This window comes from bacterium (genome assembly GCA_029210545.1).
Lineage (GTDB): Bacteria > BMS3Abin14 > BMS3Abin14 > BMS3Abin14 > BMS3Abin14 > JARGFV01.
Genome location: JARGFV010000042.1, coordinates 1 through 19661 on the forward strand (window position 1 = coordinate 1; position 19661 = coordinate 19661).

Genomic DNA, 19661 nt, shown 5'->3' on the forward strand with positions numbered 1-19661 from the left:
CGCCTGTGGCCAGGAGAACGCTCCCTCTATGTCCGAAATGCCCTGGAGGTTCTCGGAGGACACCTGAGCCATGGCAGCCCTCACCTGCTCCCTGGCCGCTTCCGCCTCCATCTGGAGCTTGACCATCTCCGGGTCGCCCTTGATGGCCGTCAGGATATTCTCCACGATCTGCGGGGTCGTCCCGGCCGCAGTGGCAATGGACGAGGACCTCGGCCGCAGGGCGTCCACCAGGCCTGTGGGATCCAATTTCCCGAGGACCGGGAGGATCACATCCTTGAAAATCTTCATCTCGTCACCTCACTGCGTTCTCGATCGCGCGGCGGAACCAGGCCTTGATGAATTTATCCAACTGCACCCGATTCATACCAATACCGTGGTAATAGAGCAGGCAGTTCTCCAGGAACCTGCGGCGGATATAGAGCTGTCTCCCTATGTCGTTCACTGCGGTCAGCGTTATTGGACCGATGATGCTGTCCTCTGCGACACCGACAGTCCGCTGGAGGAAGATGGCCGCCTTTGGCAACCCCGCGTTGACAGCGAAGTCGAAAACCTGGAGACAAAGGATGGGGTCATTGATCTTGTCCATCCAGACGCGCCAATAATCTGTCCGATAGATCTCCATGGCCCGGTCTCTGGTCAGGTTGACGATGTCCACATCGGGGTGAGCCCGGGCCGATATCCCGAAGTTGGTCTCCCCGCCTGGATCAGCGGGATCGAAGACATACCCGCCCTCATGGCGGAGTATCTCTTCGATCAGACTGTTGAATCTCTCACTCATTTGAAGAGAGCCCTTTCATGGCCTGCCGGCAAATATAGGACCACCAGATCCATGGACTTCTCCAACTCCTCGAGGCGCCTCAGAACAGGGCAGGCCTCTTTGCAGACCCCAGAGTGATACAGGTCGTGCCTCAGACTCACCATGACGTTCCTCGGGTGAGGTAGCCGGATGTCTGGACGTGCCTGATCCGTGTCACTCATTGCCCAATCATCTCCCTCACCCTCGCCCATATCCCTGTGAGGACCAGTCCGATCGTTCCGGTCACCACCACCGCAACCGTCACAGCGAGGATGGTGCGTTTGGTTGCCTTGGTGCCGTCGTAGATTGAATCGATAAAGTTGATCAGATTTTCCATTTTCTCTGGCGGGATGGAGTAGCGGCACTGATGGACCAGCGCACGCTCCTGCATCGCGTCCAGAATCGCGGAGACATCGGCGGGCGTCAGGTTGCGATCTGTCATGTCGTCTCCATGAGCACCAGGGTGGTCAGGCCGAGACCGTCAGGCTCGATGCCGACGACCTTATAGCGGGTCCGGGTGCCGTCAACGGGGATGGTGAACACATCGTCGTGCGCGATACCCTCCACGTCCGCCGATCTGCAGATGGCCGTTGGCCCCAGAGCTTCGACCACTCCGAGGTTCGTTTCGATCGGCTCGTTCACCAGGTCGAAAATGATGGGGATCTGGCCGCCGTCATAGGTAGCCAGGACGGCGAAATCGTCCGTGCTGACGAGCTGAGCCAGGTCCCCGGCGAAATCAATGGTCATGGCGTGAGCTGCTGCCTCGTCACCAGCACAACGCCGAATGTGAAACTCGGTGTCGTGCCGGCAATGGTGGCCACCGCCCGGATGTATTTGTCCGTGTCGATGTCCACGCCGATGGCCTGGAGAGAACCCCCCGCCGTATTGTCCACCTGTGTGAATGTGGCCCCGCTGATATCCGACCAAGCCGAGTTGTCAGGGCTGGACTGGAGTTTCACGTCCAGTGTCGGTGTGGTGCCGGTACCGGCTGCGGCGTGGAGGATGACCTTCCCTTCTCCGATGTCACTGCTGACATCCACACCGGTCCCGTTCGCGCTTGCACCTCTTGCCGCGACAGGAAACAGCTCGATATTCTCGTTAAATTTTTGAGCGCTCAATGACATAATTATCTCCTTACCAGGTAGAGACCCAGGACCTATTTTTTCGCTGCCGACTTCTTTGGTCCATCACGCTCTCCCTCGCCGGCGGCCGTTTTGGGTTCCGCTTTGGCGGGCCCTCCGTCCTTGATCTCCTCCGCCTTCCCGAGCTGGATGAGCTTTCGCGCGGCAGAAAGCGAAATTTCAACGACGTCGCCAGCCTTGACAAGCTTCATGTCGGCCATAGTGGTTTTGAGGATCTTGACTTTCATGTTCCCTCCAATGGCCCGGGAGCCTGGAACCAGCCCCCGGGCCGTATCCGTGGTTAATGTCATGCCTTAGGCGTTTTTGCTGAAGGACGCTCCATGTCCCACGCCGACGTCGTAGTCCAGGAACAACCTCAGGACGAGTCCTCCGGCCGCGGCCTTTGTTGCCTCGTCGGGTTTGAGATCCAACCCGCCCCACATGCCGATGATGGTCTCCCGGAAGTTCCCGAAGAGGATCCCGTTGGCCGGCATATTTGTGGTGGCAAGAGCTTTGTACCCGTTGATCTCTCCGCCCTCCATTAGGAAGACCGGATAGCCAGTCACCTTCGCGGTGGTCTTACAGTGTCCCTGCACGGCCGGGGTGATGAGGTAGGCGAGATTGCCCTTGAGCGCCTTGGCGGTGAGTACGTCAGTCTCAAAGTCGACCAGGTTGCTCCAGGTGGGTTGACCAGGCGTGGTGATCGTAACGGTGCCGATCCCGGTGGCACCCAAAATGCCCAGAGGCTGGCCGGCTGCTCCGGACCCGTTGATCACCTTGGCCTCCATCTCCACGGCGGCTCCGCGTACCAGAAGGTTCCGGACCACGGCCTCCGCCGCCGGCTGGGACTGCTTCAGGAACCTGCGGGACATCGGGACAGCCCCGCCCAGAGTTTTCGGGCTGAGGGTCACTTCGCTGGTCGCGGGGGTGCTGTCGGTGACATTCACATCCTCAGTGACGTGATAGAACGTAGCGTCGCCCATGGAGGGGATCTCGACGTTACCCACCAGACCGGGAAGGATCATCGCGCCGAGACCCACCACATACAGTTCTTGCCGCAGGGCGTCGATGAAGTTGGCCGCCAGATGGTCGGTACCCACCATCTCGGCGCCGGTGGTGGCCGTGCCGGCAACCAGGACGCGCTTTTCACCGCCGAATGGGATGTCGAGGGGGACCAGGAAGCCGTTGGGCTTTTTATCCATCTTCTCGGCCAAGGCTCTGGACACCTCGAGTTCGAACGGGGCCTTGCTCCAGTCCTTCTCGAGGGACGCCTGGATAGCGCGGAAGAGGCTATACTGGTTGACCTCACGGTCGGACATGCCGAGATGGCCCGGCATTTTCTCGACGGGTTTGGTGGAGATCACCTTGAGCACGTGGGCCCTGAACTCCTCGACGCCCTTTCCGCTCTCAATGAACTCGTCGGCGGCCGCCTCAATGCCATCAGCGTGACGCCCGAGCATTTTGGCGATGGCCATGATGTCCTGCACGCGGCCGTGTTCTGCCTTTCTGGCTTCCTCACGGATGCTGCTGACATCCACGGAAGGCTGAGGTGTGGACTTGGGCTGCTCCTGTTCTCGGGTTTCTATTTCTTTTTCTTTGTCCATCTTCTTCTCCTTTTCCTGTGGTCCAGGCTCGGGCGCCGGAGGCCCGCCATTCCCGACTTGCTCGCCGGCCGCCGTCCGCCCGACGCCTACCGACATATCGGCAGGGATCGCAACGAACGACGCCTCCAGCGGCTCCCAGTCGGTCACCCTGTAGGTCGACGGTCTGTCCTTAACCTCTTTTTCCAGGACCATCTCGTGAATCTGATATGAGACACTCATGTTCTGCCGGATGCCATCCTTGACATCCTGCATTTCCTGCTCTGCTCTCGCGGACCTGCTGAACCGGACGATGCCGCGGATCCGCCTGTCCTTGTCCAGCCTAGCGCCTTCCAGTATCCCGATCTGGGCGGACCGGTTGTGATCCACCAGAATGGGAAGTCCCCGGTCGAGCCGCTTCATCCGGATACTTCCTGGACCATGGTCCAGAACCTCGAGGCCCCACCACCGGTCCACCGGCTCCTCGGAACTGATGGATACCGAGACGGTGCGCGCCTCTTCGTCAAGGGATGCCCGGTCCAGTTCGAGTGTCCTGAGAACCGGTCCTCCGCTCTTAACTCGTGTGATAAGGTCTTTCATATCGCCTCCTCTTTGGCGCCGGACATACCTGACAGGGTCAGTCCGAGTTCCTTGGCTCTGGCCTCTTCTTCAGCCAGCTGGGTGAGGATGTCCTCGAAATCCATTCCGCGTTCAGCTGTTGTCTCGGTGCGTGTCCTTGTACCAGCCCGGATCGCCGCGATGTTTGCATTAGCGTCCTTTAGGGGATCCACCCAGTCCCAGCCGCGTGGCTGCCAGGTCGGGGAGTTCAACCTCCGGTAATCCCTGGGAAGGAAGCTTTCTCCGAGAGCGCTGTTGGATAGAGTCCAGAAGAGCCACCCCTCGAAAATCGGGGCACACAGGGACTCGATGAACCAGTTATGGAGCGTCCTCCAGTTCTGCCGCTCCTCAAGGACACCGCTGCGGATGCTCGAGAAATTGACGGCCTCCAGGTCTGAGGAGAGGGTACTGTATGCCACGCCCAGGCCGCTGGCGGTTTTCTGGAGCATCGCTTTTACGAAAGGGTTGAACTTGCCGGACGGGCTGTCCGGGTCAAAGGGCTTGAAGTCTTGCCCTACCGGGAGCTGCTCGATGACACCGGGCTCAAACTCGGTGATGGTATTCCCGTCGCTATCTTTATCGTCGCCGTTGTAGTCGTCGCCGGTAGGCGTGACGATGAACCCCATTTTTGAGGCGGCTGCGCGGGCGGCCACCAGTTCCGCCTCCGCGTAGGCGTCCACCATTCTCAGGGTCCCCATGGCCGTGTGCATCCACGGCACCCCGCGGGACTGACCGGCGCGGTCCGGTTTGAAGACATGGACGATTCTGTCGGCGGAGACCTTGACGTATTGCTGCCCCTTATATGTGTGCCAGGTATAATCTCCCGGGTGATAGGCCAGCATGTGGTAGGCTATGGGCCTTCCAAAGCGATCTTCTTCCACCCCCATCAGGATCCTATTGCCGTTCTGGAGGTCGGTCGTGAGGTCCTCATCCAAATGGTCCGCCTCCACAATATTCAGAGCGTACCCGAACCTGTTGTCCGCCTCTTCTCCCAAGACTTTTTCGATCAGGATCTCTCCATCCCTCGGAGTGGACTCGGCGACAAGCCGTTGCACGCCGAGCCACGAGTATTTACCGCAGATCGTACAGGTCCCTCGCTGTCCCCATTCCTTCCAAGCCGCCTCGATGATCCGGTTGGCCATTTTATCTAGTGTCCGACCGTTCGGGTATGTCACCCTCATCTGCAGGCCAACACCGCGTGGACCGACCACGTTGGAAACGCAGGTCTGGAGGTATCTGCGGGCGTAGTCATTGTTCATTGCCAGGTCCCGGCTCCTCCCCCTGAGCGCCTTGAGGGTGTAGCGGAGTTCCCCGTTGGCGGAGAGTGAGGTCGTTTTCCAGTCATTGCTGAGCCTGTCGCTGCCCCCGGCGGAATAACCTCTCTGCCCGGATTTGCGCTTGAGCGGCCTCGGGAAGATCCGCTTAAGGAATTTCTTCATCAAACAAACCTCGCCTTGATCCTGCCGCTGTGGCCCTCACCGTTGGCGATGCGCTCAGCCTTCTCCTCCATGACCACCTGCTGTCGCCAGAAAGACCATTCGTCCCGTATTTCTTTGTGGGACATGTGCTGGAGTGACCGCCCGGCGATGGTGTAGTTCAGATCACTGCGGGAGGCCCGCCCCTGAATGACGGCCTCGAGGGCGTCGAGGGTTTTCCTGGCATGGGTGCGGCCGTCGTAGGCCCCTGAGACGGAGGACAGATCCTCGAGTACGATGATGGACCCGAGATCCACAGTGTAGACATCGGACCCGTCGGTGACTTTCGCGGACCAGTTATAGACCCCTGGCTCCCACACCGCGGTCGTCGCCGGCGCAACGGAAACCAGGTGGGTGCCGTCACCATTATCAGATGCCGTGATGTCGATTTCACCGGGGAGCCCGCGGAGGGCGTAGGAGAGCGTCCAGGTTGCTGGAGGATAATCGGACAGCGCACGAGTCCACTTGACGGTATCGCCAGCGCGGACCTGTGAAGGCTCTGTGGTAGGAATGGTCGTCACATAACCTCTCCCGGCTGTTGCTTGAGGAACGGTGTGATTATGTGACAAGTGTAGAGTGGTGTTTAACGGTGGGATACGTCGTTATGTCCGCTTATGTCCGCTTGTGGCACGTCATTTTTCGTCTCGATTTCCCGAATGGCGCTGTCTGGGATGAGATATCCCCTCCCGCCAGGCGAGATAGTCGCGCAGATTTTGCCATCGTGGATCCAGCGGCGGACAGTCCGCTGGGACCGGTGGAACCGGTGGGCCACATCTTTCACGGTCCAGTATCTCATCCAGCCCATCTCCTTACTACCAGTTTTTCACGAACCCGCCCTTACGGCGTCTCTTCGCTTTCGCAGGTTTAGGCGGTGGCGTCTCGGCGGGTGATTCATCTTTCTTCATCTCCTCCGCTTTCCGCTCGAGTTGCTTCGCGCGAGCCTCCACCAGGCGGTAAGGATCCGAGGCCATGGAGTAGATCGCGGCGATGTTGTAGACGCGCAGATCCAGCGCCTCGTTGCGCAGCCCTGGCCGCCGCTTCTCCCAGACGCGGCGACGGCCCTTTACCACCTGGTGCTCTGCGGTGAGCTGTTTAAAATATTCCCCTTCGTAGCCGTCACCCTCCGGAAAGTGGCAGTAGCCTGGCCCATGGGCCTCCGTCGTCAACCAGGCATAGAGAACATCTTTCGTGGTGTTCGTCCGAACGCTATAGAGCGGGACGCCGCCCACGACCTTCCCCCTCACCTTCCGGGTCCTCGCCAGGGAACGAATGACAATATCAGACTTCTTGTCGTCACGGTCCTCCCCCTTGATAGCGAAATATCCGAGCGCCGTCCTGCGGCGGGTGAACTTGTAAACGTCGTCCGTCAGGTAGCCTGAGTCCACGAACACCCGGCTAATCTGGAGGTCAACCCCAAGGGCGTGGCGACGCGGGCGCCGCAGGAATGTCTCGAGGTCCTGCCAGACGTGAGGCTGCCGGGGATCCCCGGAGATGGCGCCGTGCTCGATCCCCCAGGACTCGAGTCCGAGTCCCCACCCAAGGATTTCGTATTCCAGCCGGTCAGCCTGTACGTCAACCGAGGCAGTGAGAAGGCAGACGGCCGGAGGAAGAAGGGGACCATATCTTGACACGTTCGCCTGCAGTTGCTCGATGTCGATCTTCTCGCTGGGCGGTTCCCAGACCTCGGCAAGAGATGTGTTCAGCCACACCTTGAATTTCTGTGGGTTGTTGTCCTTTTTGGCGGAGAGGAACTGTTGGACGATATCAGCCCAGCGCTTCCATGGGCTGTAAAGCCCGTTGATATGGAAGCCGGCAACGGGTCGGCCCTTGTGTCTCGGGATCCACTTCCCCCCCACAAGCATGTCCTGCTTGTGGTCCTCGGTTATCAGTACACCACAGTGCCGGCAGGCGTAGAGGACCTCACCTGTCAGCTGGTGGTCCTTGTGATCAAACCGCAGGTTCGCCCATTCCAGCACCTGGCGCTGGCCGCAGTCAGGACATGGGACATGATACTGCCTCTGGTCGGAGGCCTCATACTCAGACTCGATAGCGGAAAGGCCGGCTTCGGTCGGGGTCGAGAGATCAAACTCCTTCCGCCAGGCGTAGGTCTGGGTGCGCTCGCGGGCCAGCAGCTTGGGGTCCCCCTGGCCGCCAACGTCAGCCGGGTACTCGTCGATCTCATCGAGGACGAGGTATTTGATGGGCATGCTGCGGAGGCCAGCCGGTGAGTTGGCCCCGGTGAGGATCATCGACCCCCCTGGGAACTCTTTCATCATGAGCGTATTGCCCGAGTCCTTCACCGTCCTGTCGGTGATCCTGGATCTGAGCTCAGGCGTGGCCGCGACAGTGGGGGCGATCCGGAGCTTGCTGAACTTGTCCCGGGCCACCTCGATGGTCGGCTGCACGATGAGCATGTTGCTGGGATCCAGGTGTACCACGAAGCCCGCCAGGTTGATGGCCGCCTCCGTACCTCCCACCTGGGCAGGCTTCATAAACACGACTCGGGAGACCCCGCTATATGGGGAGAGGCAGTCCATGATCTCCCGCAAGTATGGGGTGCGGTCGGTGGACCAGGGCCCGGGCTCGGCGGCCGACTCCCTGGGCAAATAACGATATTTGTCAGCCCACTGGCTGACGGTGAGATTGGGGACGGGCCGCAGGTGCTCACAGATGGTCAAATACTGGTTGAGGTCTCCGTCACCTTTGAGTTTTGGCCAAGGTCTCGGCGGCTTTTTTCGCCGACGAACTGACTGTCTCAATGGCCTTGTCAAACTCCCTCCTCACCCTGGCAGCCAGTTTGTGATCCATGTGGGTAGCCAGCCTGTCCTGGGCGGCATAGATGGCATCCGTTATCGTCCGGCATAGGTCGGCCACCGTCTTGGTGGCTCGTGCGGTATCTGTAAGTTCCCCACGTTGGATCGCCAGCTCGAGTTCCATCTTCTGTGCCTTAAGCTCCTCAGTGACTGCTTTCCACTTCCAATAGTCCCCACCGTCACCTTTGTTATTGTCGTCCTTCCTGGATTTTGAGACATCTCTTTCTCGATATACTCCCTCAACCTCAGAGAGAGAATAAACTGGATGGCGGTATCCTTTAATTCGTCGTCCCTTGATCCCGCGAGACACAATATATTTGTCGAGCTGAGGACGGCTGATTCCGAGGTGCTCGGCAATCGCGGATTTTGTAGTGAGGTCATTTGCTCTCGCCATATCATGTGTAACTGTCACCCAAATTCAGGAGCCTGTGCCTGGCCAGGTTATGCGCTCGGCCGATCCGCATGGCGTGAGCGCTGGGAAGGACCCGCGATCATCACGGAAGAATATCCCCAAAGATAGAGATCCGCACCGATTGAAAGGCATCGATATAGTATATAGCCATCGGGTCTTCTTCCTTGTCTCGCTTGTTGCGCCAGAAATTTATGCACTCATCGAGATAGGACAACACTGCCTCCTCTGTGAAATCTACAGTCTTGCCCATGTCAACCAAACCTCCTCACCACCACGATCCGCCAGGCGAACCATAGTCTCTGCCTGAGAGGTAGGGCGGCGATCTCCCTGAGGGCATCGAGAGTAACCTTCAGTTTCTTCTTCTCGAACTTCTTCAGCTGTCTGCGGATCCGCTTGATCTTTCGCCCACTCACCTCACCAATCCCTCCAGGTCCTTGATTGCCTCACGGTGTCCACGGACCTTTGCCCTTAGTCTCTTCTGGGTGTTCCTGCAGTCGTGTGTCCTGACCTTAGAACATGAGCACCGTCCATATGCATGGTTACTGAGCGTTTCGTTCACATCCTTCTTGCGCTGGGTGAGGATCTCGATGGCAGTCACCAGCTTGTCCTGGTCGTACTCCCCCCTACTCATGGCTGCATCCTCTTCCTCAACGGACAGATATCAGGGTTGTCCTCGCGGAACGCACGCTTCACCATCCAGTGGTCCTGATCGGCATCCGCTAATCCTCTGTGCTCCATGATACAGATCTCCTCACCGCGCCAGTTGTCGTAATGATCGCACTGGTCGCAGGATGTCATGAGGCACATGCATCACCGCCTCTTCATTAACCTGTCCAGGTTGCGGGTAAACTCACGGTCGAACTGATCGGTGGCGCGCTTCTCCATCCGCCGGCGCACTTTGTCGTTATCCGCCATCTTGAACACTGACGGCCCCGTGAGGCGCTTGATCGGAAGTCTGGTGCGGCCCACGCGTTTGAAGATGGCCATGTTGCCGGCGGCTCCAACACCTGCGCCTGCCTTCATTCTCCCGGGGAACGCACCGACCACAGGCTTGAGGCCTCCAGCCTTCTTCACGCGGACACGCACGCCGGCCACACCTTTTTTCCTGGTCCTCGATGCCCTGTGCTGGAATTTCACCAAGGAGATCTTCCGTGTGGTTCCTGAGACCTGAAACCTCAGGTTTGATTCCGATGCCGTATAGCTCTTGACTCCATCCCTCACGTCCGCGCGCTTGATGGTGTACTCCTCACGGATCCCCCGGTCCATTTCCGTGACCACACCCTTGCCGGTACGGTTCAGCGCCATACTCGCGGCCCTTCTCACCTTCCGGATATCCGGGAGTCGCAGCATGGCCTGCTTCACGCCCTTGACATCGATGGAGATCATGACGCCTCCTCCCACTCGTAACCCTTCGTGTCGCTCAAAAACGTGCTAGGAATTTTAGCTTTCTTCACGTCATCCACCAGCCTTTCCAAGCAGGTCGCTGATGTCCACCAGATCACCGCTCTTTTGCTTCTCGTGCTCGCCCATGTGCCGCTCCTCCCGGACGTTCTGTCGGTGCAACTTCAGCCGGTCGGTTGAGAACGCCCATAGGTCATCGACGGGATTCTTGGCCTCAAGGAGGTCATCGAAGACACGGATGTAGGCCTCTGCAGGGTATTCGGTGGAATTGTTCTTGGAGGTCTTCTGGATGAAAAGGTACGCCCACTTGTCGCTCTGCAGGTCGAATTTATCCTTGATGGCGTAGGCCTGCTCCTTAATCCGCAGCAGAGCCTCGTTGTTCTCCTGGTCCTCGATTCTGAGGGAGGGGCCCGCCGCAGGCGGAGTGCTTTTAATATCTTTAGGTTTAGGAGATGGTTGGTAAGGAGATGGAGATGGAGACGGGGCATTGCTACTTTCCGAATCGGGCATTGCTAAATTATGCTCGGGGCATTGCTCAAGCATGCCCGTAGCATTACTACTAGCATCCGGTGAGCATTCTCCATTTATGCTACTAATATGTTTTTCCTGTGCTCCCCACCGTGCCCTGGCAGCCATCTTGGCCTTATCAGAGCGTTGTTTTGCTCCGGCGGCCCATGGGTTGTGCTCCTCCCAATCATGGACAGCGTAGTGCTCGCACTTGTCGAGGAATTTTGTGGAAACCAGGGTTGTGACAAGGTCGGCCGCGTCGCCGTCCCACCCGGCGGCGATGGCGATGTCCTCCTCATCCATGCCGGTGAGGATCCCCTCGGGCTTGTTCTCGGCTGTGTATACCCACAGCTGGATCAATGCCAGAGCAGCCTCCGGCCCCAGCTTGCGTTTCAACTTGATCGTCTTGTTATGGCTGAAAAAGCCTATCGAGATCCTGATGTCAGTGTTTTTTGCCACCCGTCACCCCCCGAGGTTTTCCTTGCGGATCTTGCACCGGTTAATCTTCGCTTGGCTGCATGTGTTCGCGCAGAAGCCAGGCTGGATCCAGTTGCCCCTCCGCTTCTCAGTACAACGAAACCAGGCGCCCTCATCGGCCCTGGCCTGGAAATGTTTTTCTACTGTCAGCGCTGTTTGTCCCATACACACCTCCACTGAGTCCGAAAGCGTTGATCATCTCAGCCTGGTGGAGCATCGTCGCCCTGTAGGCGCGCCCCATCATGGTGAGTGAGTCGTTCTGCTCCTGGTTAACGGCGGACTGGCCGCGAATGGTGATGCTCATTTCAACGACCACCGCGTGCAGCACCATTATCCAAAAAACCAATACCAACACCAAGCAGGCGATCAGTGCGTCAGCCCTGCTAATCATGTGACAAGCTCTCCTCCTTTAAGTCGGGGAGGGGTCGTTGGGGGCCGACCCCTCCCCTGGGGGTGCATCCCGGTTGGTTAGACCGGGCTTGGGGGTCACATGATATCTGTGAACAGCGGTTCCAGGCCGCGCTCCCGGATCTTTTTCATGAGGCGAGCGAGCTCTTCTTCGGGGGTGAGGGTGCGCTTCTTCTCAGGTGGGTTGTAGCCGGCGGCCTCACACAAAAAACCGACCACTTCGCTCATAAAGAGGTCGGGGTTCTCCAGGACCAGGGCGGGGATGTGGTGGGTCTTGAAGCGCTTCTGTTCGCCGTTGGTGTTTAGGATCTCGGACAGGTAACTGTAGGAGACATCGAGGATGGAGGCCAGGTCCTGGCGGTCGATGGAGTGGGCCACACCTTTGAAGCGACGGTCCAATTCGGCGGCGAGAACCTTGTTTCGTGTGGCCCGCTCCTGTATCTCCAGATCCCTAAAAGCCATTTGGGTACCGTTTTTCACCATGCCGGCCTCCTTGATTACGCCGAGTTACGCCTAATAACTTATTAAAACTCCTGTTTATGTTATTAGCGTTACGGTAATTTTTTTTCACCCTGACTACGACAAAACTACGCTTCCATCCGCTATTCATTGGTGAAAATATCAGGGCGAAGATCAATGGCGCGCACCCGGCCTCCGGTGTGCCGCTCGATCTCCTTAGCGCGTTTTGGTGAGGTGAGAATGTGTCCGGATGCAACTTGGTCGATGGTATTCCTGGAACTGCCAATGGCGAGAGCCAAAGCACTGCGATCAATGCCAGAAAATCTCTCACGGAGCTTCACCTTATCAAGAAATGATGTGTTCATACCCGTTTATTAGTGTAGCTCTAAGGAAAAGTCAAGGAGTTTAGAGTGACACTCCATTTTAATTTGCGTAGCTAGGGTTCATTATTTAGACATGGAAGAGCGGGATCTCCGAAAAAGGGTTGCATTAAACTTTAAAAGGTTGAGGAAGGAAAGGGCGTGGACACAGGCCAAGGCGGCCGAAATTGGCGCGGTTGATTCCAGTTATATCGGACAAATAGAAACAGCCCAAATAACCTTTGGAACCAAGGCACAGATGAAGTGGGCATCCATTTTTCGTGTGGACGTTTCTGAGTTTTTGGCTCCCGAAAAGTCCATGTCCATGGTTGGCTCCGTAGCGGCAGACGGTATTACCTTTTATCACGCCGACAAGGCACTAAATGGCCTGACTAATGACGAGGTAGAGCTGCTCGAGTGCTACCGGCAGATGCCTGAGGATAAAAGGAAGCATCTGCTGGCGACAGCAAGGCTTATTAAAGAGTAGGGGGTAAAAATGATATATGTTGGTTTGTGGATGGTTGCCGCTTTTATATCTGCAATTGTGGCTAACAACAAAAACAGGAGTGGGGTGCTCTGGTTCTTCTTTACTATCCTTTTTGCCCCACTGGTCCTTGTGGCCTTGGTAATGCCAAAGGTAGAGAAAAAAGTGGCTCAAACAACCCAAACGGGTGAGGCCTCCCGGGAGGTTGTTGTGGAAACCGTGGAAGGCGGTAAGGTCGTGACTGTTCGCATGCCGGCTGAAATTAAATGTCCCATGTGTGCGGAAATCATAAAAGGTGAAGCTTTAAAGTGCCGATTCTGTGGTCACGACCTGAGTGAGTGGAGAGAAGAGTATATTGAAAAAAACAAAGACTCATTAATTCTGATTGACCATGGTCACGAGAATCTGGATCCGGACAACATGCTCAGGACTGCTGACTACCACAATTCGAATGGCAACTCACAAAAAGCCGCCGCTTATTACAGGCTGATACTTCAGAAGTATCCAGAAACTGAGCACGCAGAGATAGCACAAAAGTCACTGTCGGGATGAAGATACCTGCCTGGCCGCTGGTCACAGTGTTGTTTTTTCTTTTCCCTGCCTGCCACCTTGCCACTACAGGTGATCTTACCAGAATCCGCAGTGAGATCCGGGACGATGTCCGGGAGGAGATCCGTGATCGGGAGGACCGCCAGGCGGAGCTCGTAGCCGGCAAAGTGGCCGCGCGGATCCCCGCGGAGCCAGGACTCGCTGGCATGATCGCCGCGGTCCCCACATGGGGATGGTATGGGCTGGAGTTCTTCCTGGTCACCGGGTTCTTCATGGTCAACATGGTAGTCGCTTCCTGGAGGGATGTCCGTCTGGCCAGGATCACCAGGGACGAGATAGGTGCCCTCACCCTGGTGGAGATGATAGTGCAGAATATCCTGAGCAGGAGGGCGAACCCAATGGAGGACCCGGAACCACCAGAAGATAATGGACCACAGTTGAGGGTGATAAAATAGAGTTCAAAATATTCCCAGATTATTCCTGAAAATATTCCTGTGGCCCCACTCGAGGCCTTTTGTTTGGGGTGATACTTTAGCGCCCCTCTAATTTTATCCTTGACAGTTCCTTAGTATTGCCCTAATATTCAGCCCATGAAGGTCGGAGCTCAACACCCCATTTCTTCTGTTTTCCAATATCGTGGGTTCTGCGGTTCCCGAGTTCCGACCTCCTTCCGCAGACCCACACCCCCGGGGGAGCCATGCTCTCCTGGGGTTTTTCGTTCCAACCCCCCCAAGGAACCCGGCAGAGGGGCGCGCATTCTGCCGGGGTCATCGTTCCCCGACGAACGGCGGCATATTCACGCGCCCTAAAGGAGGTCGGCATGCCTGAAATCAATGGACGTTTGGTTTGCTGTACGTGCGGCGCGGACCTGGGTGACGCCTCCGATCCGTACCGGGATCCGGATTGCGGCGACTGCCTGGACCGGGAGCTTAGGCAGGAGATGGAGCGGGAGGCCGAGGAAGGCGACCGGTACCCCTGAAAGATTAAAGGCCGGGTTGGCCACCGGCCTCGGAGCTCCCATCCCCGTGGAGGGGCACAGCCCGCATGGGAGCAAAACACGGCCATTACTTCTAGCTGGAGGTAACCATGAAAAATGAAATCAAAAACCGGTTCACTTATCACCCGCCGAAAGAAGGGCAGCCGGAACGGTACGTTGAGCTCAGGCGAAATGCTCATGCCTTTGCGGAACTGATTGTCGATCTTACCCCGGAAAGCCGTGAACAGAACCTGGCGCTGACGCACATTGAGCAGGTCGTAATGTGGGCTAACGCGGCTATCGCCAGGAGGGAGTGAAGTGCCACCCACCAAGAAGGAAGTCTGGTACAGGCCGGGTGCCACATGCGGCTGGAACAACTGCAGCCGATGCGTCAATTTCCGGGACCACAGTCCCGACAATGGTATCCGGAGCCGCTGCGCGTTTCTCGAAGCACCCGTGAAGCGGGAGCATACCTGTGAACTCTTCGTCGAGGATCCCGAGTGGAGAAATCCTTATGAGCTCTGAGATCGCCATCCCGGAATCCCATGTTCCCATGTCCCTGGCCCGGCCCCCCGAGGTCGTGCTGCGAGAGGCTCAGCAGGTGGCCACAGCTCTCAAGGACGTAGTTGAGAAAGCCGGTCTCGCCATCAGTATGGGGAAAGACCGTGGCGGCAAGGAACGCAAGCACCTGCAGCTGGAGGCCTGGCAGACCGCGGGCATGATGTTCGGCTGCACGGCGTCCATCGTGTGGTCCCGTCAGGTGGACGTGAATGGAGCTGCCGGCTATGAGGCCCGCGCGGAGGTCCTCGCCCAGGACGGCTCGGTGATCTCCGCCGCGGAGGCCATGTGTCTCAACGACGAGGAGAAATGGTCGACCAAACCTAAGTACGAGTGGGTGGATGGCCGGCGCAGGAAAGTCGGTGACGAGCCTGTGCCCATGTTCCAGCTGCGGAGCATGGCCCAGACACGGGCCATGGCGAAAGCCCTCAAAAATGTCCTCTCCTGGATCGTGGTCCTCGCCGGGTACCAACCCACACCGGCCGAGGAGATGGATGATCGGGACGGTGGTGACTCACCAGGTGAGCCCGGCGGTCTGGAACATCTCGACGCGCGGATCCGCGAGCTGGGCGAAGCGCTCGGAAAGGGGAAGGGGACCATCGACTCCGCCATCTCGGGATCCAGGACGAAGAAACAGAAAGATGATCTCGTCTCATCCTGGGAGAGGGCGCTCAAGGAAAAGGAGCCAGGCCATGCCTGAGGGTAAGTGCACATGTTGCGGGGTCAGATACTACGGATGGGCACTCGAAACGATGGTCACGCCCTGCGAGGTGTGCCTTGGTCCCATCCTGTTGACCAAAGGGGAATATCGGCTGGATGGCCTGGTCCGACCAGTCCCAGCGCCTCAGGAGACTATCTATAGTGACGAAGCCATTGCTGCTGTCCAGCAACGTCTCAGTCAGGAGTGCGGCCACGCCGCGACCCGACAGCGGCAGCGGACCTCCGTGGTGCGGTGATGGATGTCCGATGTGAGCCCATGCACGCGAGGATCCCGCGGTCGGTGTGTGACCGTCGTCGGTCCATCATGGGCAAGGACGGGAGTCAATACCATACGGAATGCAAGGGGTGTCATATGAATGACGGTGAGAAAAAGACCATGTGCGTCGAATGCGGTGAGCGGCCATTCAACCCGAAATACTCGAAGATCATGAAGTGCTCGAAGTGTGTGGCCAAGACACGAAAACCTAGGGGAAGCAGAAAACCCCTCCATCCCGGGCACGGGGACGACGTCCTGCCACCGGTCGTCATACCTCAGGTGAAGCCGTCCAGGACCAACGGGCGTCCTGTAACGCTCACCACCATCAACTCAGTGGATCTTGAAGGCGACACCATCGCGACTATGCGCATTGCCCAAGAGTGGGTGGACAAACTGAACGCCGCGGGGATCCCCACCATGCTCGAGATCGCCATCAGGATCATCCCGGAGGAAGGGAGGGTCCAGTGAACCGCCTCGGTGAGCGCGTCTGCTTCGCCGTGGCCGTCTCCGGATGGGTTTTCTTGGTGGTCCACCTGGTGGTGGCGTTCGCCAGGGGGACGCTGCCGTAATGGGTCAGGTAGATCCTTATGGATGGGAGACCTTCGGGTTTTTCTATCGGCTGTATCAAGTGGGCATGGATTCGATCGCCATGATGTCATCCGGGATGAACCAGATGGTCGATCCAGACTGCTGTGAATGGGTGAGGACATGAAAATTGGACGGAGCAGAAAAATCTATTTCGAGATCGCTGACGTGATCATTCTCATGGCTATCTGGACCATGTTCATGTGGTTCGTTTTTCCGTGGATGGTGGGATGAGCAGAGGGGTCGAAGGTCCCCCGCGGTCATCCAGCAGGAAAACACTGAAAGTCGGGAGGCTGGGTTGACCACCCACTTCCACAACACAACTCACCAGGTGGGTGAGGCTCTCCGGATAGCGGTGGAGAACGCCCGCACCCAGGAGGAGAAAGTGGAAGTGTACTTCCGTTCATTCCCGGCCGGCCACGCGGCCAGCGCCTCGAGGATCCACCAGGCCATCTTCGGGTGGAGCTCGCCGATCCCTCTCACGAGCACCAGGAGGGCGCTGACGAACCTGACTACCACGGGAGTCCTGGAGAAAACCTGTGAGAAAACAGACGGGGCCTTCGGGCGCCCGGAGCACAAGTACCGACTGCTGCCAACGGAAGGACAGATGAGGCTGCTATGAGCAAGACAAACGTGAGCTGCACCATCGAACTCTGCAGCTTGCGACACGCGTGCGCTCCGACTGGGATAGTCCTCCAAACCCACCACATATGGCCAGGTAGCGGCAACAGGGTGGACTGTGTCTTTCAGGCCTCGAGGAAGTCGGGCACACCAGGTGGCCACATCCACCCGGAAGGGTGCCAGTGCAACCTGATGCTGCTCTGCTCGCCCCACCACCGCCAGGCTCACGACCGTGGGGATGTCTGGCTATATCTGAAAACAAACGACTGGAGGGTGGGACAAAAGCTATGGCTGGTGGGGAGATGATTTGGGAACACGATAATCTCGCGTCGGACCTGGCCACACTGAGGCGCATGGACACGGACGGGCGGGCCAAGGAATTGGCCCGCAATCTCCGACGTTCGGTCGATCCAATCAAGATCGCCGCCAGGGTGGTCGATGAAATGATCGCGGAGCTTGAGGGACCTTGACCACCCCCATCCCTCCTGATATCCTCCTCGGTCTCGGGGAGGTCTACGTGCGGGGGACAATTCGCTGCGGTTACTTCAGGTGCGGTCGACGTCGGGCCGAGCAGGTGTGTCCAACCTGCGGCCGCGTGCCGTGCAGCATCGTCCTCTACTGGAAGGGGCGCACCTTCACCTACCGCCGGGATCCACAGGGCCTCCAGTTCGGATACCCCTCCGCCCAGCTGTTCCTGAACCGTATCGTTTCCGACATCAACGACGAGAGAAAGGGCCTGAAGACCTTCAACCCCGAGGAGTATTCCACCGGGAGGATGGCTGCGCGCACACTCGAGGTGAAGGCGTGGGAGTGGCATGAGGTCAAGGGGTCGGAGGTTGAGTCAGGAGAACTCTCACCTGGGACGCTGAGAGAATACCGGAACTACATCCGGAACCACTGGATCCCCCACCTGGGACGTCTGGACGTCAGGGACATCCAGCACCCTGAGTTGGAGAAATTCAAGCGTGACCTGAAAGGGATCAAGGCCAAGACGCGGCGCAACATCGTCTACGGGCTCAGGACGTTTTTCGGATGGCTGAGAAGGGAAGGGGTCCTGAAAGAGGTCCCTATATTCCCGGCCATGGAAGTGTCGGACGCCAAGGTCATGGTGGCATTGGACATGGACGACCAGGCTGTCGCCCTCGCGCGGATCCCGGAGGACCACAGGGACGTGATCGAGTTCGGCATGGAGACGGGGTTGCGCCCAGGGGAGACATGCGCGCTGAAGATCCACGATCTTGACCTCAGAGAAGGCGCGGCCCTCATCCAGCGCACCTGGTCCGGATCGCAAATGAGGGAGACCACGAAGGGAAAGAACAAGCGCTGGATCCCACTGTCGGACCGCGCCCTGGCGGTGGCGAAGGACCACGCCAGGGGGAGGGTGGGGGACCAGTTCCTATTCATCCATCCGGGCACGAACAGAGGCTACATGCCGGCGTATCTCAGAAAGACCTGGCGCCGTCACTCCGGGACCCCGGTTACCTACTACGAGGCCAGCCGGCATTCCTTCTGCACACAGATCGTGGAGACGGGAGCGTCAGCCCTCGAGGCCCAGGCGCTCATGCGGCACGCCGACCAGAGGTCTACAGGACATTACTACCACGCTCGGCCGCGGAAGCTGAAGGAGCTGGTAAACCGTCGGACTGCGAAGGTGGTGAGGTTATATGACATTGACACTGGAACAGAAAATTGAGGAGATCACGGCGGCCATTGAGGCACAGCAGGAGGGCGGTATGATCTCCGCCTGGCTGACGACTGCCATGCTGAGGGACGCTGTCCGTCAATATGGCACAAATGGAGACTCTTTTCAGACCCATGTCAGGCGCCACTCTAAGCCCCTTAAAACATAGCCCTCACGCAGGTTCGAATCCTGCATCGCGCGCCACTTAAACGCACGAAAACACAGGGATTACACCTGTGTTTTCTCTTTTCAGACCCTTGTCAGTTAGGTTGAGAAGTCCTCTACAACCGCGAACTCGAGCAGGTCCGGAGCGGTCTCGTATACCCCAGCGGTCCACTCTATTTCCAGCTCCACCTGATAGATTGCCGCCACGGTGTTCAGATCCCCGCTTTGCCAGTCCAGTCGGAAAATACCATTGGCCGCGTCCACCGGCGTGAGCGATCGGGTGACCTTGATGGTCGACTGTCCCTTGATTTTGACGTGGCCACGGACCGCCGTAGCGCCGGAGAGGTCGATGGCCGTACCGCCCCTGGTAAACGTCACCTGGGGGCTCGGTAGCTGATCATTCTTCCGGTATATCAACGACATAATCGACCTCCGATAGTTTGACGGTGATCCCGTTCTCGGTCAGCAGGGTGGCGAGCGGCTCGAGGGACCTGAAGATCGCTTCCCCCCACTTCGCCTCTCCCCATTTGACCTGTCCCCATTTAGCCATCACTACCAGACCAGTCAGACGTCATACGTCACCGTCCATCCCTTACCCTGGAGATTGGTGATTGCCGCCAGCCCGGTCGCTGAGGGAACC

Annotated in this window: 33 protein-coding genes; 11 read left to right on the top strand and 22 right to left on the bottom strand. The window is 58.1% G+C overall.

Going from position 1 to position 19661, the window contains the following annotated elements; translation table 11 throughout:
• The 20 genes from P1S46_06120 to P1S46_06215 form a co-directional block, all read right to left on the bottom strand.
• Positions 1 to 288: hypothetical protein (locus tag P1S46_06120; GenBank protein MDF1536066.1), on the bottom strand; the 288-nt coding region annotated here is incomplete at its 3' end.
• Between the two features lie 4 nt (positions 289 to 292).
• Positions 293 to 778, bottom strand: coding sequence for a glycosyl hydrolase 108 family protein (locus tag P1S46_06125; GenBank protein ID MDF1536067.1), 486 nt, complete (start codon positions 776 to 778; stop codon positions 293 to 295).
• Positions 775 to 978: a hypothetical protein gene (locus P1S46_06130; protein ID MDF1536068.1), complete on the bottom strand. Its 204-nt coding sequence runs from the start codon at positions 976 to 978 to the stop codon at positions 775 to 777. Before P1S46_06130 ends, P1S46_06125 begins: the two co-directional genes overlap by 4 nt.
• On the bottom strand, positions 975 to 1238 hold the full coding sequence (locus tag P1S46_06135; protein MDF1536069.1) for a hypothetical protein: 264 nt from the start codon (positions 1236 to 1238) through the stop codon (positions 975 to 977). Before P1S46_06135 ends, P1S46_06130 begins: the two co-directional genes overlap by 4 nt.
• Positions 1235 to 1543, bottom strand: a complete 309-nt coding sequence (locus P1S46_06140) for a hypothetical protein (GenBank protein MDF1536070.1) — start codon at positions 1541 to 1543, stop codon at positions 1235 to 1237. Before P1S46_06140 ends, P1S46_06135 begins: the two co-directional genes overlap by 4 nt.
• On the bottom strand, positions 1540 to 1920 hold the full coding sequence (locus P1S46_06145; protein ID MDF1536071.1) for a hypothetical protein: 381 nt from the start codon (positions 1918 to 1920) through the stop codon (positions 1540 to 1542). The genes P1S46_06140 and P1S46_06145 overlap by 4 nt, the downstream gene beginning before the upstream one ends.
• Positions 1921 to 1952: 32 nt before the next feature.
• Complete coding sequence (locus P1S46_06150; protein ID MDF1536072.1) at positions 1953 to 2165, bottom strand: hypothetical protein; 213 nt, start codon at positions 2163 to 2165, stop codon at positions 1953 to 1955.
• A gap of 66 nt (positions 2166 to 2231) precedes the next feature.
• A complete protein-coding gene (locus tag P1S46_06155) occupies positions 2232 to 4097 on the bottom strand; it encodes a phage major capsid protein (GenBank protein MDF1536073.1) in 1866 nt (621 codons plus the stop codon).
• Positions 4094 to 5554: a phage portal protein gene (locus P1S46_06160; protein MDF1536074.1), complete on the bottom strand. Its 1461-nt coding sequence runs from the start codon at positions 5552 to 5554 to the stop codon at positions 4094 to 4096. Before P1S46_06160 ends, P1S46_06155 begins: the two co-directional genes overlap by 4 nt.
• The gene (locus P1S46_06165) at positions 5554 to 6111 is read right to left on the bottom strand and encodes a hypothetical protein (protein MDF1536075.1); all 558 of its coding nucleotides are present in this window, start codon (positions 6109 to 6111) and stop codon (positions 5554 to 5556) included. Before P1S46_06165 ends, P1S46_06160 begins: the two co-directional genes overlap by 1 nt.
• A 291-nt stretch (positions 6112 to 6402) precedes the next feature.
• On the bottom strand, positions 6403 to 8268 hold the full coding sequence (locus tag P1S46_06170) for a phage terminase large subunit family protein (protein ID MDF1536076.1): 1866 nt from the start codon (positions 8266 to 8268) through the stop codon (positions 6403 to 6405).
• A 19-nt stretch (positions 8269 to 8287) separates the two neighbouring features.
• Positions 8288 to 8815, bottom strand: a complete 528-nt coding sequence (locus P1S46_06175) for a hypothetical protein (protein MDF1536077.1) — start codon at positions 8813 to 8815, stop codon at positions 8288 to 8290.
• An 82-nt stretch (positions 8816 to 8897) separates the two neighbouring features.
• The gene (locus tag P1S46_06180; GenBank protein ID MDF1536078.1) at positions 8898 to 9065 is read right to left on the bottom strand and encodes a hypothetical protein; all 168 of its coding nucleotides are present in this window, start codon (positions 9063 to 9065) and stop codon (positions 8898 to 8900) included.
• A 1-nt stretch (position 9066) separates the two neighbouring features.
• Entirely contained in the window at positions 9067 to 9228 is a 162-nt protein-coding gene (locus P1S46_06185; GenBank protein ID MDF1536079.1) for a hypothetical protein, read from the bottom strand.
• On the bottom strand, positions 9225 to 9446 hold the full coding sequence (locus P1S46_06190) for a hypothetical protein (GenBank protein ID MDF1536080.1): 222 nt from the start codon (positions 9444 to 9446) through the stop codon (positions 9225 to 9227). Before P1S46_06190 ends, P1S46_06185 begins: the two co-directional genes overlap by 4 nt.
• On the bottom strand, positions 9443 to 9622 hold the full coding sequence (locus P1S46_06195) for a hypothetical protein (GenBank protein MDF1536081.1): 180 nt from the start codon (positions 9620 to 9622) through the stop codon (positions 9443 to 9445). The genes P1S46_06190 and P1S46_06195 overlap by 4 nt, the downstream gene beginning before the upstream one ends.
• A gap of 3 nt (positions 9623 to 9625) precedes the next feature.
• Positions 9626 to 10201: a phage tail protein gene (locus P1S46_06200; protein MDF1536082.1), complete on the bottom strand. Its 576-nt coding sequence runs from the start codon at positions 10199 to 10201 to the stop codon at positions 9626 to 9628.
• Between the two features lie 69 nt (positions 10202 to 10270).
• Positions 10271 to 11182, bottom strand: a complete 912-nt coding sequence (locus P1S46_06205; protein ID MDF1536083.1) for a hypothetical protein — start codon at positions 11180 to 11182, stop codon at positions 10271 to 10273.
• Positions 11183 to 11312: 130 nt separating this feature from the next.
• Positions 11313 to 11546: a hypothetical protein gene (locus tag P1S46_06210; protein MDF1536084.1), complete on the bottom strand. Its 234-nt coding sequence runs from the start codon at positions 11544 to 11546 to the stop codon at positions 11313 to 11315.
• 140 nt (positions 11547 to 11686) lie between these two features.
• Positions 11687 to 12070 (bottom strand): hypothetical protein, encoded by a 384-nt coding sequence (locus P1S46_06215; protein MDF1536085.1) that lies wholly within the window; start codon positions 12068 to 12070, stop codon positions 11687 to 11689.
• A 453-nt stretch (positions 12071 to 12523) separates the two neighbouring features.
• Here P1S46_06215 and P1S46_06220 point away from each other — a divergent pair, with 453 nt between their 5' ends.
• The 11 genes from P1S46_06220 to P1S46_06270 all read left to right on the top strand — a co-directional run bounded on the left by P1S46_06220 (position 12524) and on the right by P1S46_06270 (position 18868).
• Complete coding sequence (locus P1S46_06220; protein ID MDF1536086.1) at positions 12524 to 12913, top strand: helix-turn-helix transcriptional regulator; 390 nt, start codon at positions 12524 to 12526, stop codon at positions 12911 to 12913.
• A 9-nt stretch (positions 12914 to 12922) separates the two neighbouring features.
• The gene (locus tag P1S46_06225) at positions 12923 to 13462 is read left to right on the top strand and encodes a hypothetical protein (protein ID MDF1536087.1); all 540 of its coding nucleotides are present in this window, start codon (positions 12923 to 12925) and stop codon (positions 13460 to 13462) included.
• Positions 13459 to 13914, top strand: coding sequence for a hypothetical protein (locus P1S46_06230; GenBank protein ID MDF1536088.1), 456 nt, complete (start codon positions 13459 to 13461; stop codon positions 13912 to 13914). The genes P1S46_06225 and P1S46_06230 overlap by 4 nt, the downstream gene beginning before the upstream one ends.
• 365 nt (positions 13915 to 14279) lie before the next feature.
• The gene (locus tag P1S46_06235; GenBank protein MDF1536089.1) at positions 14280 to 14438 is read left to right on the top strand and encodes a hypothetical protein; all 159 of its coding nucleotides are present in this window, start codon (positions 14280 to 14282) and stop codon (positions 14436 to 14438) included.
• A gap of 107 nt (positions 14439 to 14545) precedes the next feature.
• Positions 14546 to 14752: a hypothetical protein gene (locus P1S46_06240; GenBank protein ID MDF1536090.1), complete on the top strand. Its 207-nt coding sequence runs from the start codon at positions 14546 to 14548 to the stop codon at positions 14750 to 14752.
• A 1-nt stretch (position 14753) separates the two neighbouring features.
• Positions 14754 to 14960, top strand: a complete 207-nt coding sequence (locus tag P1S46_06245; GenBank protein MDF1536091.1) for a hypothetical protein — start codon at positions 14754 to 14756, stop codon at positions 14958 to 14960.
• A complete protein-coding gene (locus P1S46_06250) occupies positions 14950 to 15693 on the top strand; it encodes a hypothetical protein (GenBank protein MDF1536092.1) in 744 nt (247 codons plus the stop codon). Before P1S46_06245 ends, P1S46_06250 begins: the two co-directional genes overlap by 11 nt.
• 372 nt (positions 15694 to 16065) lie before the next feature.
• Positions 16066 to 16437, top strand: a complete 372-nt coding sequence (locus tag P1S46_06255) for a hypothetical protein (protein MDF1536093.1) — start codon at positions 16066 to 16068, stop codon at positions 16435 to 16437.
• A 415-nt stretch (positions 16438 to 16852) separates the two neighbouring features.
• Positions 16853 to 17176: a hypothetical protein gene (locus P1S46_06260; GenBank protein ID MDF1536094.1), complete on the top strand. Its 324-nt coding sequence runs from the start codon at positions 16853 to 16855 to the stop codon at positions 17174 to 17176.
• Between the two features lie 301 nt (positions 17177 to 17477).
• Positions 17478 to 17645 (top strand): hypothetical protein, encoded by a 168-nt coding sequence (locus P1S46_06265; protein ID MDF1536095.1) that lies wholly within the window; start codon positions 17478 to 17480, stop codon positions 17643 to 17645.
• Positions 17642 to 18868 carry a tyrosine-type recombinase/integrase gene (locus tag P1S46_06270; protein ID MDF1536096.1) on the top strand — a complete coding sequence of 409 codons (1227 nt, stop codon included), beginning with the start codon at positions 17642 to 17644 and terminating at the stop codon, positions 18866 to 18868. The genes P1S46_06265 and P1S46_06270 overlap by 4 nt, the downstream gene beginning before the upstream one ends.
• Positions 18869 to 19120: 252 nt before the next feature.
• On the opposite strand, the gene P1S46_06275 is transcribed toward P1S46_06270, so the two are convergent.
• Positions 19121 to 19444, bottom strand: a complete 324-nt coding sequence (locus tag P1S46_06275; GenBank protein MDF1536097.1) for a hypothetical protein — start codon at positions 19442 to 19444, stop codon at positions 19121 to 19123.
• Positions 19419 to 19571, bottom strand: coding sequence for a hypothetical protein (locus tag P1S46_06280; GenBank protein MDF1536098.1), 153 nt, complete (start codon positions 19569 to 19571; stop codon positions 19419 to 19421). The genes P1S46_06275 and P1S46_06280 overlap by 26 nt, the downstream gene beginning before the upstream one ends.
• Between the last annotated feature and the right edge of the window lie 90 nt (positions 19572 to 19661).

Bases quoted from the DNA above. Each gene is read 5' to 3' on its own strand.
- P1S46_06125 (MDF1536067.1), bottom strand. From the start codon at position 778: ATGAGTGAGAGATTCAACAGTCTGATCGAAGAGATACTCCGCCATGAG.
- P1S46_06130 (MDF1536068.1), bottom strand. From the start codon at position 978: ATGAGTGACACGGATCAGGCACGTCCAGACATCCGGCTACCTCACCCG.
- P1S46_06135 (MDF1536069.1), bottom strand. From the start codon at position 1,238: ATGACAGATCGCAACCTGACGCCCGCCGATGTCTCCGCGATTCTGGAC.
- P1S46_06140 (MDF1536070.1), bottom strand. From the start codon at position 1,543: ATGACCATTGATTTCGCCGGGGACCTGGCTCAGCTCGTCAGCACGGAC.
- P1S46_06145 (MDF1536071.1), bottom strand. From the start codon at position 1,920: ATGTCATTGAGCGCTCAAAAATTTAACGAGAATATCGAGCTGTTTCCT.
- P1S46_06150 (MDF1536072.1), bottom strand. From the start codon at position 2,165: ATGAAAGTCAAGATCCTCAAAACCACTATGGCCGACATGAAGCTTGTC.
- P1S46_06155 (MDF1536073.1), bottom strand. From the start codon at position 4,097: ATGAAAGACCTTATCACACGAGTTAAGAGCGGAGGACCGGTTCTCAGG.
- P1S46_06160 (MDF1536074.1), bottom strand. From the start codon at position 5,554: ATGAAGAAATTCCTTAAGCGGATCTTCCCGAGGCCGCTCAAGCGCAAA.
- P1S46_06180 (MDF1536078.1), bottom strand. From the start codon at position 9,065: ATGGGCAAGACTGTAGATTTCACAGAGGAGGCAGTGTTGTCCTATCTC.
- P1S46_06190 (MDF1536080.1), bottom strand. From the start codon at position 9,446: ATGAGTAGGGGGGAGTACGACCAGGACAAGCTGGTGACTGCCATCGAG.
- P1S46_06195 (MDF1536081.1), bottom strand. From the start codon at position 9,622: ATGTGCCTCATGACATCCTGCGACCAGTGCGATCATTACGACAACTGG.
- P1S46_06200 (MDF1536082.1), bottom strand. From the start codon at position 10,201: ATGATCTCCATCGATGTCAAGGGCGTGAAGCAGGCCATGCTGCGACTC.
- P1S46_06215 (MDF1536085.1), bottom strand. From the start codon at position 12,070: ATGGCTTTTAGGGATCTGGAGATACAGGAGCGGGCCACACGAAACAAG.
- P1S46_06220 (MDF1536086.1), top strand. From the start codon at position 12,524: ATGGAAGAGCGGGATCTCCGAAAAAGGGTTGCATTAAACTTTAAAAGG.
- P1S46_06225 (MDF1536087.1), top strand. From the start codon at position 12,923: ATGATATATGTTGGTTTGTGGATGGTTGCCGCTTTTATATCTGCAATT.
- P1S46_06230 (MDF1536088.1), top strand. From the start codon at position 13,459: ATGAAGATACCTGCCTGGCCGCTGGTCACAGTGTTGTTTTTTCTTTTC.
- P1S46_06235 (MDF1536089.1), top strand. From the start codon at position 14,280: ATGCCTGAAATCAATGGACGTTTGGTTTGCTGTACGTGCGGCGCGGAC.
- P1S46_06240 (MDF1536090.1), top strand. From the start codon at position 14,546: ATGAAAAATGAAATCAAAAACCGGTTCACTTATCACCCGCCGAAAGAA.
- P1S46_06250 (MDF1536092.1), top strand. From the start codon at position 14,950: ATGAGCTCTGAGATCGCCATCCCGGAATCCCATGTTCCCATGTCCCTG.
- P1S46_06255 (MDF1536093.1), top strand. From the start codon at position 16,066: ATGAATGACGGTGAGAAAAAGACCATGTGCGTCGAATGCGGTGAGCGG.
- P1S46_06265 (MDF1536095.1), top strand. From the start codon at position 17,478: ATGATTTGGGAACACGATAATCTCGCGTCGGACCTGGCCACACTGAGG.
- P1S46_06275 (MDF1536097.1), bottom strand. From the start codon at position 19,444: ATGTCGTTGATATACCGGAAGAATGATCAGCTACCGAGCCCCCAGGTG.
- P1S46_06280 (MDF1536098.1), bottom strand. From the start codon at position 19,571: ATGGCTAAATGGGGACAGGTCAAATGGGGAGAGGCGAAGTGGGGGGAA.